The organism is Ralstonia sp. RL, from assembly GCF_001683835.1.
Lineage (GTDB): Bacteria > Pseudomonadota > Gammaproteobacteria > Burkholderiales > Burkholderiaceae > Ralstonia > Ralstonia mannitolilytica.
Map to the genome: position 1 here is coordinate 66,404 of NZ_LWRX01000250.1, position 13,810 is coordinate 80,213.

The following is a 13,810-nucleotide window of genomic DNA, read 5'->3' on the forward strand; positions in this document are numbered from 1 at the left end:
GTCGATGAATGGGGTTGGGGGGCCGGCTGCCAGCGATCAGCCGAGCTCTTCGATACGTTTGCCGGAAAGCGCCGCGCGGATGCTGCGATCCATGCGGCGCGCGGCGAATTCGTCGGTGCCGTGCGAGAGCGCGTCGACGGCGTCCTTGATGGCGCGGTGGTCTTCGCCCTGCATGGTGGTGCGCAGCGCGGCCATCTGGGCATCGACCGCGGCGCGCTCCTCGGCCGAGAGCAGATCGCCGTCGGCCTCCAGCGCATGCGACAGCGCCTCGAGCAGGCGCTCGCCTTCGACACGCTCTTCCGCCAGCGCACGCCGGCGCATGTCGTCTTCGGCAGACTGGAAGCCCTCCTGCAGCATGCGGGCGATGTCGTCATCGGCCAGACCATACGACGGCTTCACGGTGATCGATGCCTCCACGCCGGAGACCGTCTCGCGCGCCGACACCGACAGCAGGCCGTCCGCATCGACCTGATACGTCACGCGGATGCGCGCGGCGCCGGCCACCATCGGCGGAATGCCGCGCAGCTCGAAGCGCGCAAGCGACCGGCAGTCGCTGGCCAGTTCGCGCTCGCCCTGCAGCACGTGGATCGCCATCGCCGTCTGGCCGTCCTTGAAGGTGGTGAACTCCTGCGCGCGCGCCACGGGAATCGTGCTGTTGCGCGGGATGATCTTCTCGACCAGGCCGCCCATCGTCTCGACGCCGAGCGACAGCGGGATCACGTCGAGCAACAGCCAGTCTTCGCCCGGTGCGCGATTGCCCGCCAGCAAGTTGGCCTGCATGGCCGCGCCGATGGCGACGACCTGATCCGGGTCGAGGTTCGTGAGCGGCGTACGGCCGAACAACTGCGCCACCGCCCGCCGGATGATCGGCATGCGCGTCGCCCCGCCAACCAGCACCACGCCCTTCACGTCGTCCACCGTGACACCGGCATCGCGCAGCGCGCGGCGCACCGGTGCGATGGTTTTCTGCACGAGGTTGGCGGTCAGTTCAGCGAAGGTCTCGGCGGTCAGCACGAGGTGCACGGTCTCGCCAGTGGAGAGCATCGCGTCGATCTCCGTGCTGTCGGCGGTGGAAAGCCACTCCTTGGCCGCACGCGCCTTGTTCAGCAGCAGGCGGGTGTCTTCGGCAGACAGTGGCTGCAGACCGGCCTGCTCGACGATCCAGCACACGATGCGCTGGTCGAAATCGTCGCCGCCGAGCGCCGAGTCACCACCCGTGGACATCACCTCGAAGACGCCCTTGGTCAGCTTGAGCACGGAGATGTCGAACGTGCCGCCACCGAGGTCGTAGACGGCATAGACGCCCTCGGCCGCGTTGTCCAGGCCATAGGCGATGGCGGCGGCGGTCGGCTCATTGAGCAGGCGCAGCACGTTCAGGCCGGCCAGTCGGGCGGCATCCTTGGTGGCCTGGCGCTGCGCATCGTCAAAGTAGGCCGGCACGGTGATGACGGCGCCGACGAGTTCATCGCCGAGCGTGTCTTCCGCGCGCTGGCGCAGCGTCGCGAGGATTTCCGCCGACACCTCCACGGGGCTCTTCACGCCCGCCACGGTCTTGAGCTGCACCATGCCCGGCGCATCGACGAAGTCGTACGGCGTGTTCTCGATGTGGGACACGTCCTTCAGGCCGCGGCCCATGAAGCGCTTGACCGAGACGATGGTGTTCTTCGGATCGCGCACGGCTTCGGCCTGCGCCTTGTAGCCGACGTGCGCGGTGCCGTCAGCCAGATAGCGCACCACCGACGGCAGCAACGGGCGGCCCTGATCGTCGGGCAGCACCTCCGGCACGCTGCTGCGCACGGAAGCCACCAGCGAGTTGGTCGTGCCCAGGTCGATGCCGACCGCCAGACGGCGCTGGTGCGGTGCGGGCGATTCGCCGGGTTCGGAAATCTGCAGTAAAGCCATGGGAGTGTCTCGATTGCGCGGGGCGGATGCCGGGCAGGCAAACCCGGCATTGTCGCAAATTCTGGGTTCTAGTCTTCCAGCCGGTCGATCGCCTCGGCGGTGTCGTGTTCGATCTTTTCGATGAACATCAACTGGCGCACCGCATCGGCCGCCGCAGCGTCATTGCCACCGCCGTTGAGCAGACCGGCCAGCGCCGCATAGCGGCCGCGTTTTTCCTTGCGCAGCATGCCGAGCAGCGCGTCGAGCGCATCCACGTCACGGCCAGCCTTGGCGTCGTCCAGCGATTCGCGCCACTCCATCTGCTGCATCAGGAAGCCAGGCGGCATGGCGGTGTTGTTCTCCGCCTGCACGTCGATGCCGCGAAGGTGCAGCAGATACGTCGCGCGCTTGAGCGGATCACGCAGTGTCTGATACGCCTCGTTGGCACGCGTGGCCCACTGCATCGCGACACGGCGCTCGGCGTCGCCCGCGTGTGCATAGCGGTCCGGATGCGCCTGCGATTGCACAGTGCGGTACGCAGCGTTCAGCGCGTCGTCGTCGACCTCGAAATGCTCGGGCAGGCCGAAGAGGGAGAAATGCGTATCGCTCGGATTCATGAATAAAAAAAGCGGCCGCGCCGCCTTGTTGCTATTCGATCGGTTGACCTGGCGGTTCACCCCGATCGCACTTCAGGCATTCCACCACCACGCCGATCCTGCCCGCGCGCCCCGCCTCGGTCTCAGTCCAGGGCCGCTGCTGCCAGGGCGGGTCGTGGCGCATGTGCTGCCCGTGCCCGCAGGCGAGACGAGCGACCCAGTGGCCTTCCTCGTCGCGCTCGAACCCGACAATCGCCTGCTTCAATGCCTCACACGCGGAAGGACTCGCCGCAACCGCACTCGTCCTTCACGTTCGGGTTGTTGAAGCGGAAGCCCTCGTTCAGCCCTTCGCGTGCGTAGTCCAGTTCGGTGCCATCGATGTACGGCAGGCTCTTCGGATCGACGATCACCTTGATGCCGTTGGATTCGAAGACCTGATCTTCAGCGGCGATCTCATCCGCATATTCGAGCTTGTATGCCAGGCCCGAGCAACCGGTGGTCTTCACGCCCAGGCGCAGGCCCACGCCCTTGCCGCGGCGGGCGAGGTAGCGGGACACGTGCTGTGCAGCTTTATCGGTCAGGGTGATCATGCGACTTCCTTCCAATCAGTGCGACTCAGGCAACCTTCTGCTCGGCGGCGGCGCCGTGCTTTTCCCTGTAGTCGGCCACGGCCGCCTTGATGGCGTCTTCGGCCAGGATCGAGCAGTGAATCTTCACCGGCGGCAGCGCGAGTTCTTCGGCGATCTGCGTGTTGCGGATCTCAAGTGCCTGGTCCAGCGTCTTGCCCTTGACCCACTCCGTCACCAGCGAGGACGAGGCGATGGCCGAGCCGCAGCCGTACGTCTTGAACTTCGCGTCTTCGATCACGCCCTGCTCGTTCACCTTGATCTGCAGCTTCATCACGTCGCCGCAGGCCGGTGCGCCGACCATGCCCGTGCCGACCGTCTCGTCGCCCTTCTCGAACGAACCGACGTTGCGCGGGTTTTCGTAGTGATCCAGAACCTTGTTGCTGTAAGACATCTCACACCTCTTTCAATCGTTGGCTGGCGCGCAAGCGCCGTGATCCGTTGTCCGTCAAACGCCGCGCTCAGTGCGCCGCCCATTGAATGCTGTTCAGGTCCACGCCGTCCTTGTACATCTCCCACAGCGGGGACAGGTCGCGCAGCTTGCCGATCTTGCTCTTGAGCAGTTCGACCACGTAGTCGATTTCTTCTTCCGTGGTGAAACGGCCGACCGTGAAGCGGATCGAGCTGTGCGCCAGCTCGTCGTTGCGGCCCAGCGCACGCAGCACGTAGGAGGGCTCGAGCGATGCCGATGTGCAGGCCGAACCCGATGACACGGCCACATCCTTGATCGCCATGATCAGCGACTCCCCTTCCACGAAGTTGAAGCTGATGTTCAGGTTGTGCGGCACACGGTGCTCCATGTCGCCGTTCACGTACACCTCCTCCATCGTGTTCAGGCCGCGATACAGGCGATCGCGCAGCATGCGGATGCGCTCGTTCTCGGTCGCCATTTCTTCCTTGGCGATGCGGAAGGCTTCACCCATGCCGACGATCTGGTGCGTCGCCAGCGTGCCCGAACGCATGCCACGCTCGTGGCCGCCGCCGTGCATCTGTGCCTCGATGCGGATGCGCGGCTTGCGACGCACGTACAGTGCACCGATACCCTTCGGGCCATACGTCTTGTGTGCCGAGAACGACATCAGGTCCACCTTCAGCTTCTGCAGGTCGATCTCCACCTTGCCGGTGGCCTGCGCAGCGTCGACGTGGAAGATCACGCCCTTCTCGCGGCAGATCTCGCCCAGCGTCTCGATGTCCTGGATGACGCCGATCTCGTTGTTCACCATCATCACCGAGGCGAGGATGGTGTCGGGGCGGATGGCTTGCTTGAAGACTTCGATGTCGAGCAGGCCGTTGTCCTTCACGTCGAGGTAGGTCACCTCGAAGCCCTGGCGCTCCAGTTCGCGCATCGTGTCGAGCACGGCCTTGTGCTCGGTCTTGACCGTGATGAGGTGCTTGCCCTTGGTGCTATAGAAATTTGCGGCGCCCTTGATCGCCAGGTTGTCGGATTCCGTGGCACCGGACGTCCACACGATCTCGCGCGGATCGGCATTCACGAGCGCCGCGACCTGCTCGCGCGCCGTTTCGACGGCCTTTTCAGCTTCCCAGCCAAACGGGTGGCTGCGCGAGGCGGGGTTGCCAAAGCTCTCACGCAGGTACGGGATCATCTTGTCGACCACGCGCGGGTCCACCGGCGTCGTCGCGGAATAGTCCATGTAGATGGGAAGTTGCAAGGTGCTCATATCTTGTCTGCCTTATGTGGGGGCGATGTTCTATGTGCGGGACCGGCTTCGTGGCCAGCCTCACGCCTGCGCAATCAGGCAATCACGATTGCGCCAGGCTGAAGACGGAGTTGACCAGCGGCGCGCGCTTGACCGGCTCGGCCGGCACGGCAGCAGCCGGCGCCTCGGCCGACCGTGCGCGGGCCGGTGTGCGCTCGCGGCGCGCCGGACGCGCATCACGCATATCCTGGATCACTTCGGGCTGACGTTCGCGTTGCTGGTCGACGAGGTTCTGCAGCGATACCGAATCGAGGTACTCGACCATCTTCTGGTTCAGCGTGGCCCACAGGTCATGCGTCATGCAGCGGCCCGCGTGGCCGTTGTGTTCCTCGCCGCCGCAGTTGCCCTTGCCGCCGCACTGGGTGGCGTCGAGCGGTTCATCGACCGCAATGATGATGTCGGCCACGGTGACGTCGTCCGCGCGGCGCGCCAGGCTGTAACCGCCACCCGGACCGCGCACGCTCTCAACGATCTCGTGGCGGCGCAGCTTGCCGAACAGCTGTTCCAGATACGACAGCGAAATCTTCTGCCGCTGGCTGATGCCGGCCAGCGTGACCGGACCCTGCTCTTGGCGCAGCGCCAAGTCAATCATGGCGGTGACCGCAAAGCGGCCTTTGGTGGTCAATCTCATGGGCGTCGGGGAAATACCTGATCGTTTTGCTCAAGTATAAAGGAACCCGACAAAATCGGTCAACTAAGGTGTCGGGGGAATGCCGCGTCGCAGCAAGGGGATTTGCCGGACCCGCAAACGGGGCGACCGCGCGGCAGGCCGTATTGTGGACCAAAACAATCAACTACGTCGGATAGGGCTATCCCGCCACATCGTGCACCGCAGCTTGCGATTGCCATGCGCCAGCGCCGTGCACCGCGGGTTTTTCCTTAGGTGGGCACAACACAAATTCATTGACTTTTGTTACGCGGCGCCCGAGACTCTCTGATGCGCAAACGTTTGCGAACGACGCGGCGCGATTGCCCTTTAGAACGCCTTACGGCGCACGGGCGGTCGACGACCGCACCCACCGCCCAAGACAGGCCTCTTCCTGGAGGAGACACCATGGATATCCGCCGTCGCCGCGCCTTGCAACTTGGCGCGGGCTCTGCCTTAGCTCTTGCCCTGCCGCTGCCGTTTTCGCTGGCCCGCGCTGCCAACCAGCCGCCGAAGGTCGCGCTGGTGATGAAGTCGCTGGCCAACGAATTCTTCGTCACGATGGAGAACGGGGCGCGCAAGCACCGGCAGGAACACGCATCGGAGTACAGCCTGCTGTGCACCGGCATCCGCGACGAGACCGATACCGGCGGCCAGATTCGCCTGGTCGAGCAGATGATCGTTTCGCGCGTGGATGCGCTGGTGCTGGCACCCGCCGATTCCAAGGCGCTGGTGCCAGTCATCAAGAAGGCCGTGGACGCCGGCATCCTGGTGATCAACATCGATAACCGGCTGGACCCTGAAGCGCTCAAGGAGAAGGGGCTGAATGTGCCGTTCGTGGGGCCCGACAACCGCAAGGGCGCGCGGCTGGTCGGCGACTTCGTCGCCAAGTCGCTCAAGCCGGGCGATGCGGTGGGCATCATCGAGGGCATTCCGACCACCACCAACGCACAGCAGCGCACCGCCGGCTTCAAGGACGCCGCACAGGCCGCCAAGCTGAAGATCGTCAGCGTGCAGTCGGGCGAGTGGGAGATCGACAAGGGCAACCGGGTCGCCGCCGCCATGCTGCGCTCGCAGCCGGACCTGAAGGCACTGCTGTGCGGCAACGACAACATGGCGATTGGGGCTGTGTCTGCGGTGCGGGCGGCCGGCAAGACCGGCAAGGTGTCGATCGGCGGGTATGACAACATCGCGGCCATCAAGGCGATGCTGGCCGACGGGCGCGTGGCCGCCACCGCTGACCAGCACGCCGATCAGCAGGCCGTCTACGGCATCCAGACCGCGTTGAAGGCGCTGGCCGCGAAGACGCCGCAAGCGCAGCTTGGCGGCGTGATCGAGACGCCGGTGGACCTCGTGACCCGCAGCTAAGAGACAGGCCAGCCGCCGCCAGCCATGCTCTCCGTGAACGAAGCCCATCCGCCGCTGCTGCGCGTTTCCGCTGTCAGCAAGCACTACGCCGGTCCTGTGCTGCGCGAGATCGATCTGGACGTGCGCGCGGGCGAGGTGCTCGCGCTCACCGGTGAAAACGGCGCGGGCAAGAGCACGTTGTCCAAGATCCTGTGCGGCCTCGAGAAGGCGACCACGGGCTCGATGACGCTGGGCGGCATTGAATACGCGCCGTCCTCGCGCAGCGCCGCCGAAGCGCTGGGCGTGCGCATGGTCCTGCAGGAACTCAGCATGGTCCCCACGCTCACGGTGGCGGAAAACCTGTTCCTCGGCGCGTTGCCGCGTCGGCTCGGCTTCGTCGACCGCGCAGCGCTGCACCGCCAGGCCCGGGACGCGCTGGCACGCGTCGGCCTGAACCTCGACCCCGCGACCCCCGTGCACACGCTCGGCATCGGCCATCGGCAGATGATCGAGATTGCGCGCGCGCTGGCCGGCGCCTGCCGCGTGCTGATCCTCGATGAACCGACCGCGATGCTGAGCGCCCACGAAAGCGCGACCCTGTTCGAGCGCATCGACGCGCTGCGCCGCGAAGGCGTGGCCATCGTGTATATCTCGCACCGGCTGGACGAACTGGCGCGCGTTGCCGACCGCATCGTCGTGCTGCGCGATGGCAAGCTGATCACCGATGCGCCCGCCGGGAGCGTCACGCAGGACGCGCTGATCCAGGCGATGGTGGGGCGAGACGTCCCGGCTGCATCGGACGCCAACCGCGCCGCACGCGGCCCGCGGCCGGGCAACGGTGCGCCGGCGCTGCGCGTGAACGGCCTGACGCGTGCGCCGGCCGTGCGCGACGTGAGCTTCGACGTGGCGCCCGGCGAGATCTTCGGCATTGCCGGCCTTGTGGGCGCCGGCCGCACGGAGCTGCTCCGGCTGATTTTCGGCGCGGACCGCGCGGACGCCGGCACCATCGAAGTGGGCTCGCCGCCCACGCCCGTGCGCATCCACTCCCCCCGCGATGCGGTACGCCACGGCATCAGCCTGCTCACCGAAGACCGCAAGGATGAGGGCCTGCTGCTGCCTCTGCCGATCACCGCCAACATTGCGCTGGGCAACATGCCCGCCGTGACGCAGCGCGGGCGTCTGCAGCCCGTGCGCGAACGCGCGCTGGCGCAGCGGCACATCCAGGCACTGCGCATCCGCTGCGCGGGGGCCGATCAGCCCGTCGGCGAACTTTCCGGCGGCAATCAGCAGAAAGTCGCGATCGCCCGCTGGCTGGAGCGCGACACGCCCGTCATGCTCTTCGACGAACCCACGCGCGGCGTGGACGTCGGCGCCAAGTTCGACATCTACGCCCTGCTCGAGGCGCTCGCCGTGCGCGGCAAGGCGCTCGTGGTGGTGTCCAGCGACCTGCGCGAGCTCATGCAGCTGTGCGACCGCATTGGCGTCATGCGCGGCGGCCGTCTCACACACATCTTCCAACGCGGCCAGTGGAGCCAGGACGCTCTGCTCGCCGCCGCTTTCGGTGAAGCCGATGCATCGATCACCCCTTCCCCGGAGACCGCCGATGCGCTCTGATTCCACCGTGCCCAACGCGCCCGAACCGACGTCCGGCACACGCGCCGCATTCGGCATGTCGCTGGGCACCATCGGCGGGCTTCTGCTCGCGCTGGCGGCCATGCTGGTGCTGTTCAGCACGCTGTCGCCGACATTCTTTTCGCTACCGACCTTCACCACCATCGCCAACGAGATTCCCGACCTGCTCGTGATGGCCGTCGGCATGACGTTCACCCTGATGATCGGCGGCATCGATCTGTCGGTCGGCTCGGTGCTGGCGCTGGCGGCATCGGTGCTGTCGGTCGCCATGACCCAGCTCGGCTGGGGCGTGTTGCCGGCGGCGCTCGCCGGTGTGTTGCTCGCCACCGCGGCCGGCTCGCTGACCGGCGCGGTGACGGTGCACTGGGGCATCCCTTCGTTCATCGTGTCGCTGGGCGTGCTCGAGATGGCGCGCGGCCTCGCCTACAGCCTCACCGATTCGCGCACGGTGTACATCGGCAGCGCGGTCGACTGGCTGGCGAGCCCCGTGGCACTGGGCGTGGCGCCGTCGTTCCTGATTGCGATTGCGGTGACGGTCGTCGGCCAGATCGTGCTGACGCGCACGGTGTTCGGGCGCTACCTCGTTGCCATCGGTACCAATGAAGAAGCCGTGCGGCTGGCCGGCGTGAACCCGCGGCCCTACAAGGTCGCCGTGTTCGCGCTGATGGGTCTGCTCGCGGGCCTGGCCGCGCTGTTCCAGGTGTCGCGCCTGGAAGCGGCGGACCCGAACGCCGGCGTCGGCATGGAGCTGCAGGTGATTGCCGCGGTGGTCATCGGCGGCACGAGCCTGATGGGCGGCCGCGGGTCGGTCTTGCGTACGCTGTTCGGCGTACTGATCATCTCGGTGCTCGAATCCGGCCTGGCGCAGATCGGCGCGACGGAACCCACCAAGCGCGTCATCACGGGCGCCGTCATCGTCGCGGCCGTGGTCATGGACACCTATCGCAGCCGGAGCAACCGGACCAAGCCACACTGAGAGACAGAGGAGCACGACATGGCAACCATCAAGGACGTAGCCGCACTGGCCGGGGTTTCGTTCACCACCGTCTCGCACGTCATCAACAACACCAGACCGGTGAACGCCGAAACCCGCAAGCGCGTGGAAGACGCCATCCGTGCGACGCGCTACGTGCCCAGCGCCGTGGCGCGCTCGCTCAAGCACCGCACCACGCGCACCATCGGCGTGCTCGTGCCCACCGCCACCAACCCGTACTTTGCGGAACTGGCGCGCGGCATTGAAGACGTGTGCGCGGCCGCCGGCTACAGCGTCATCCTGTGCAACTCCGACGACGACCCCCGCAAGCAGCGCGACTACCTGCGCGTGCTCATGGAAAAGCGCGTCGACGGCATCATCGTGAGCAGCGCCGGCCCCGACAATGCGCTGACCGATGCGCTGGGCGAATCGTCCCTGCCCGTGGTGATGGTCGACCGCCCGACCGAAGGCATCCAGGCTGACCAGGTGCAGATCGATCACGAGGAAGGCGCGTACCTGGCGACCCGACACCTGCTGGAACTCGGGCACCGGCGCATTGCGTGCATCAGTGGGCCATCGGAGCTGAGCGTGACGGCGGGCCGACTGGCCGGCTTTCACCGTGCGCTGCGCGAAGCGGGCGTGCCGGAAACCTCGGCCCGCATTGCCGAGGGCGATTTCACCAGCCCCGGCGGCTATCGCGCCGCGCGCCAGCTGCTGACCGAGGGCGAGATGCCCACCGCCATCTTCGCCAGCAACGACCTGATGGGCATCGGCGCGCTGCGCGCCGCGGCGGAGCTCGGGATTCCGGTGCCAAAGGCGCTCTCCGTGATCGGCTTTGACGACATCGAGCTCAGCCGCTACGTCTACCCGGCGCTGTCTACCGTCGGCCAGTCGATCCGCCAGCTTGGCGAGACCACCGCCCAGACGCTGCTCGAGCACCTGGGGGACAACGCCCTGCGCCATCCGCTGGATGAGCGGCACGCGCGCCGCATCGTGCTGCCGCCGCGCCTGTCGCTGCGCGAGTCGACCGCCGAGCCCGAGCGCCCGGCCCGCGCCGCCTGACGCCGCATCCCTTTCACGCCTTCAGCGTAGTACAGCCATGGTGGCCAAGCGCCCTTCCGCCTCTTCCGCTCACCCTGCGGCCGACGTGCTGATCGTCGGCAGCATCAACATGGATCTGGTGATCCGCACGCCGCGCCTGCCGTGCCCCGGCCAAACGGTGGCAGCGCCCGCGCTGGAGACGATCCCGGGCGGCAAGGGCGCCAACCAGGCTGTAGCGGCCGCGCGCCTGGGGGCCCGTGTCGCCATGCTCGGCTGCGTGGGCAGCGACGCCTACGGCGCCGCCCTGTGCGAGGGCTTGCGCCGCGAAGGCGTGGACACGTCCATGGTGTCGGCGCATGCCGATGCCGCCACCGGCATCGCGTGCGTGACGGTGGCTAACAGCGGGCAGAACACCATCGTCATCGTGGCCGGCGCCAACGAGCTGCTCACACCCGCCATGATCGAGGCGCAGCGCGCGGCGTTCGAACGCGCGCGCGTGATTGTCTGCCAGCTGGAATCCCCGCCCGATGCCGTGGAGTGCGCGCTGAAGCTCGGGCGGCAGCTCGGCAAGACGGTCATCCTGAATCCCGCCCCCGCCGTCGGCCCACTGCCCACGCCATGGCTAGCGGCGTGCGATTACCTGATCCCCAACGAAACCGAGGCGGCGCTGCTGACAGCCCGCCCCGTCGACTCGCCCGACGCGGCCCTGGACGCCGCCGCCGACCTGCACGCACAGGGGGCGCGGCACGTGATCGTCACGCTGGGCGCGCGCGGCGTCGCGTATGCGGATGCCGACACGCGCCGGCTGATGCCCGCGCGCATCGCCCAGGCCGTCGACACGACGGCGGCCGGCGACACGTTTGTCGGGGCATTGGCGTCGTCTCTGGCGGAGGGGGCGCGCCCGGAAGCGGCGATCGAATTCGGCCAGGCCGCGGCGGCATTGTCGGTCACGCGACTGGGCGCGCAGCCGTCGATCCCGTTTCGCAGCGAGATCGCGGCGCCTGTTCCGCACGGCCTGTAGCGCGCCTTTGCGCAGCACGCCGGCGTTTCTTACTGGGGCGTCGGACTTCAGCACTCCGGCTTTCGACCGCAAACCCTCGCGCGCCGACCTCGAATGTGCAGCCCCCGGAGCACGACAGGTCCGCTGCCGGACCTTTCTGCTCCGCTGTCGAAGCCTAGACCTGCGGCGCCGGAGTCGCGAGCCCGGCCATCGTCGCCTGACGCCGCGCTAGGCCGCTGTGCTGGTGCCCGGCGGAGTCGTCACGGTCGGCGCGCGCGGCACCAGCAGGCACAGCGGATCGCGCAGGATGCGGCGCCAGACCGCGCCCGTCACGCGCTTGCGATCGACGCCTCGCAGATTGCGCGAGCGCATCGCCATGTTGAACGCCAGCGCGAACGACACCAGCACGTTGAGCACACCCATCAGTCCAATGCCCGCCACGGCCAGCCAGAACGGCGACGTCTTCATGACGCCGGGCCCCAGCACGCCCACCGCCGTGGCCACCGCGCCGGTCGACAGCGTGACGTGGCGCACCTCGATGTGCGGCCCGAAGAACGACACGATCTCCGGCCCTAACCCGAGCATGAAGCCCAGCGACACGTTGGCCACGATGCCGGACAGATTGCGCTTCCAGAAGCTGGCAATGCGCTGCGCGCCGCGCGTACCGACCATGAAGCGCAGGCGGCGGTGGTAGGCGATCACATCGTGCACGCGGTGCAGCGCAAACCAGTTGTCGGCCCAGCCCGCCGCCAGGCTCGAAGCCCACAGCAGCACGCCGGTGAAGACCGCGTACAGCGGCGTCGGCCCCAGGATCGAGAACGAATCGATCGTCGCCACCGCCTTGGCTGGCGAGATCAAATCGGCGTGCAGGAACCGCCCCGCGAGCCATTGCACCACGAACGCCACGGGCGCGACCGCCAGCAGGTTGCCGGCAATGGCGGCCGCGTTGGAGCGGATCATCGCGACCGTATCGTCGACGAAGCGGTCCAGGCCTTCGGGCCGGCCGACCTGATCAAGCCGGTGCGCCAGCGCGGGCGCCGTCATCGCCGGCTGCTTGGTCGCCAGCGTGAAGTGCGCGAAATGGATGCCGAGGAAGCTGACGGCGTAATTGAGCGACGCAAGCAGCCCTTCGGTAAACCGCGACAGGTGCGCCGCGGTGATGAAGAACTTGACGTACACCGTGACCGCCGTGATGACGCCGCCGCCGGCCGCGGCCTTGACCATCGCAGCGTATTCCTTGCCGTCGCGGGTGATGTAGTGCTCGCCGGTTTCGGCGGAGCGTTCGACCACCTTGCGTGCCAGGTCGGCAAACGTGGAGCGGATCAGATACCCGACGCTGCGACGGTGCTGGCTGGCTGACACCAGTTCCGCGGTCATGTGCACGAAGCGGCGCGAACCGCGCGTGTCGGCCCAGGCGGTCAGCAGCAGGTCAATGCGGCCGAGCCACGCCTTCATGCGCTCGACCTGGAACACGATCTCCACGGAGACGCCGTTCTCGTCCAGATGCTGGTACACGCCTTCCGTGGCCGCGCGGCACTGGTCCAGCACGGCGCGGAAATAATTGAGCTCCTGCACGAACCGCTCGGGGCTCGCCGGCTCGGTATTCGGGCGTTCGAGAAAGATGGCGTTGGCCGCATCGGCCAGCAGGTAGAACGGTGAATCGGTCAACTCCGCATAGGCCATGCGGCTGCGGATGCCGCGCGACAAGCCCGCCGCCCGCACCTGGCTGATGAGGATCTGGATGCTGATGCCCAGGCTGCGCTCCAGCCGCGTCTGTCCGGCCGATGCCTCGGCGTCGGTCATGCCGGCCCGGAACAGCGCGTGCAGCCGCGCGACGAGCTCGTCGTCGAGCCCGTCGACCCATGCCGCATCGTTCGGGCCGACAAACAGCAGTGCAAACAGCGACGCCAATTGCGGCGCATTGGGCGCGGGCGGCAGCAGGCGCGCCTGCCAGCGGTCGATCAGCTCGCTCCAGAAACCCGCGCGTGAGGACAATCCCGTATCGCACAGCAGCGACACGGGATCGTTGTCCTGCACGATGGCGCGCAGGGTCTGCCCCACCCGCTCGGCCAACGGCGGGTTGTTCTCGAGCACCTGCAGCAGATAACGCAGGCGCGCATAGCGCCACGATTCCGACACGGCACCCTCGGGCCGGTCGGCACGGCGCAGCCAGTAGGCCAGCTCGATCAGCCATTCGTTGCGTTCGGCCAGACTGCGCGTGGGCTCGAACTGCGCCAGGATGGCGTCGAGTTGATGGCTGGCGTGCCGGGAGGCGCGCCACTTGCGCCACGGATTCAGCAGAAAATTGAACATCGAACTCCCTTGATGACGGCCACGTATGCCGACTGCA

At 67.3% G+C, this 13,810-nt stretch carries 13 protein-coding genes; 5 read left to right on the forward strand and 8 right to left on the reverse strand.

Annotated elements, in window-relative coordinates; translation table 11 throughout:
- Positions 1-36 precede the first annotated feature (36 nt).
- The 7 genes from hscA to iscR all read right to left on the reverse strand — a co-directional run bounded on the left by hscA (position 37) and on the right by iscR (position 5,452).
- On the reverse strand, positions 37-1,902 hold the full coding sequence (gene hscA / locus A6M56_RS23175; protein ID WP_102079541.1) for a Fe-S protein assembly chaperone HscA: 1,866 nt from the start codon (positions 1,900-1,902) through the stop codon (positions 37-39).
- 68 nt (positions 1,903-1,970) lie between these two features.
- Complete coding sequence (hscB, locus tag A6M56_RS23180; RefSeq protein ID WP_045786434.1) at positions 1,971-2,498, reverse strand: Fe-S protein assembly co-chaperone HscB; 528 nt, start codon at positions 2,496-2,498, stop codon at positions 1,971-1,973.
- A gap of 31 nt (positions 2,499-2,529) precedes the next feature.
- Positions 2,530-2,742: a DUF3565 domain-containing protein gene (locus A6M56_RS23185; RefSeq protein ID WP_102079540.1), complete on the reverse strand. Its 213-nt coding sequence runs from the start codon at positions 2,740-2,742 to the stop codon at positions 2,530-2,532.
- A gap of 4 nt (positions 2,743-2,746) precedes the next feature.
- Positions 2,747-3,067 (reverse strand): iron-sulfur cluster assembly protein IscA, encoded by a 321-nt coding sequence (gene iscA / locus A6M56_RS23190; protein WP_045786432.1) that lies wholly within the window; start codon positions 3,065-3,067, stop codon positions 2,747-2,749.
- A 25-nt stretch (positions 3,068-3,092) separates the two neighbouring features.
- Positions 3,093-3,497: a Fe-S cluster assembly scaffold IscU gene (gene iscU, locus A6M56_RS23195; RefSeq protein WP_045786431.1), complete on the reverse strand. Its 405-nt coding sequence runs from the start codon at positions 3,495-3,497 to the stop codon at positions 3,093-3,095.
- Between the two features lie 67 nt (positions 3,498-3,564).
- Positions 3,565-4,782 carry an IscS subfamily cysteine desulfurase gene (locus A6M56_RS23200; RefSeq protein ID WP_045786430.1) on the reverse strand — a complete coding sequence of 406 codons (1,218 nt, stop codon included), beginning with the start codon at positions 4,780-4,782 and terminating at the stop codon, positions 3,565-3,567.
- A gap of 82 nt (positions 4,783-4,864) precedes the next feature.
- A complete protein-coding gene (gene iscR, locus A6M56_RS23205) occupies positions 4,865-5,452 on the reverse strand; it encodes a Fe-S cluster assembly transcriptional regulator IscR (protein WP_045786429.1) in 588 nt (195 codons plus the stop codon).
- 423 nt (positions 5,453-5,875) lie between these two features.
- On the opposite strand from iscR, the gene A6M56_RS23210 reads away from it, so the two are divergent.
- The 5 genes from A6M56_RS23210 to rbsK are packed head-to-tail and all read left to right on the forward strand — an operon-like array spanning position 5,876 to position 11,481.
- Positions 5,876-6,835 carry a sugar ABC transporter substrate-binding protein gene (locus A6M56_RS23210; RefSeq protein ID WP_102079539.1) on the forward strand — a complete coding sequence of 320 codons (960 nt, stop codon included), beginning with the start codon at positions 5,876-5,878 and terminating at the stop codon, positions 6,833-6,835.
- 24 nt (positions 6,836-6,859) lie between these two features.
- A complete protein-coding gene (locus tag A6M56_RS23215) occupies positions 6,860-8,428 on the forward strand; it encodes a sugar ABC transporter ATP-binding protein (protein ID WP_102079538.1) in 1,569 nt (522 codons plus the stop codon).
- A complete protein-coding gene (locus A6M56_RS23220; RefSeq protein ID WP_286758468.1) occupies positions 8,418-9,422 on the forward strand; it encodes an ABC transporter permease in 1,005 nt (334 codons plus the stop codon). The genes A6M56_RS23215 and A6M56_RS23220 overlap by 11 nt, the downstream gene beginning before the upstream one ends.
- 18 nt (positions 9,423-9,440) lie before the next feature.
- Positions 9,441-10,481 (forward strand): LacI family DNA-binding transcriptional regulator, encoded by a 1,041-nt coding sequence (locus A6M56_RS23225; protein WP_102079537.1) that lies wholly within the window; start codon positions 9,441-9,443, stop codon positions 10,479-10,481.
- Between the two features lie 37 nt (positions 10,482-10,518).
- Positions 10,519-11,481, forward strand: coding sequence for a ribokinase (gene rbsK / locus A6M56_RS23230; protein ID WP_045786424.1), 963 nt, complete (start codon positions 10,519-10,521; stop codon positions 11,479-11,481).
- Positions 11,482-11,688: 207 nt separating this feature from the next.
- Here rbsK and A6M56_RS23235 read toward each other — a convergent pair whose 3' ends face one another.
- Complete coding sequence (locus A6M56_RS23235; protein ID WP_102079536.1) at positions 11,689-13,773, reverse strand: site-specific recombinase; 2,085 nt, start codon at positions 13,771-13,773, stop codon at positions 11,689-11,691.
- Between the last annotated feature and the right edge of the window lie 37 nt (positions 13,774-13,810).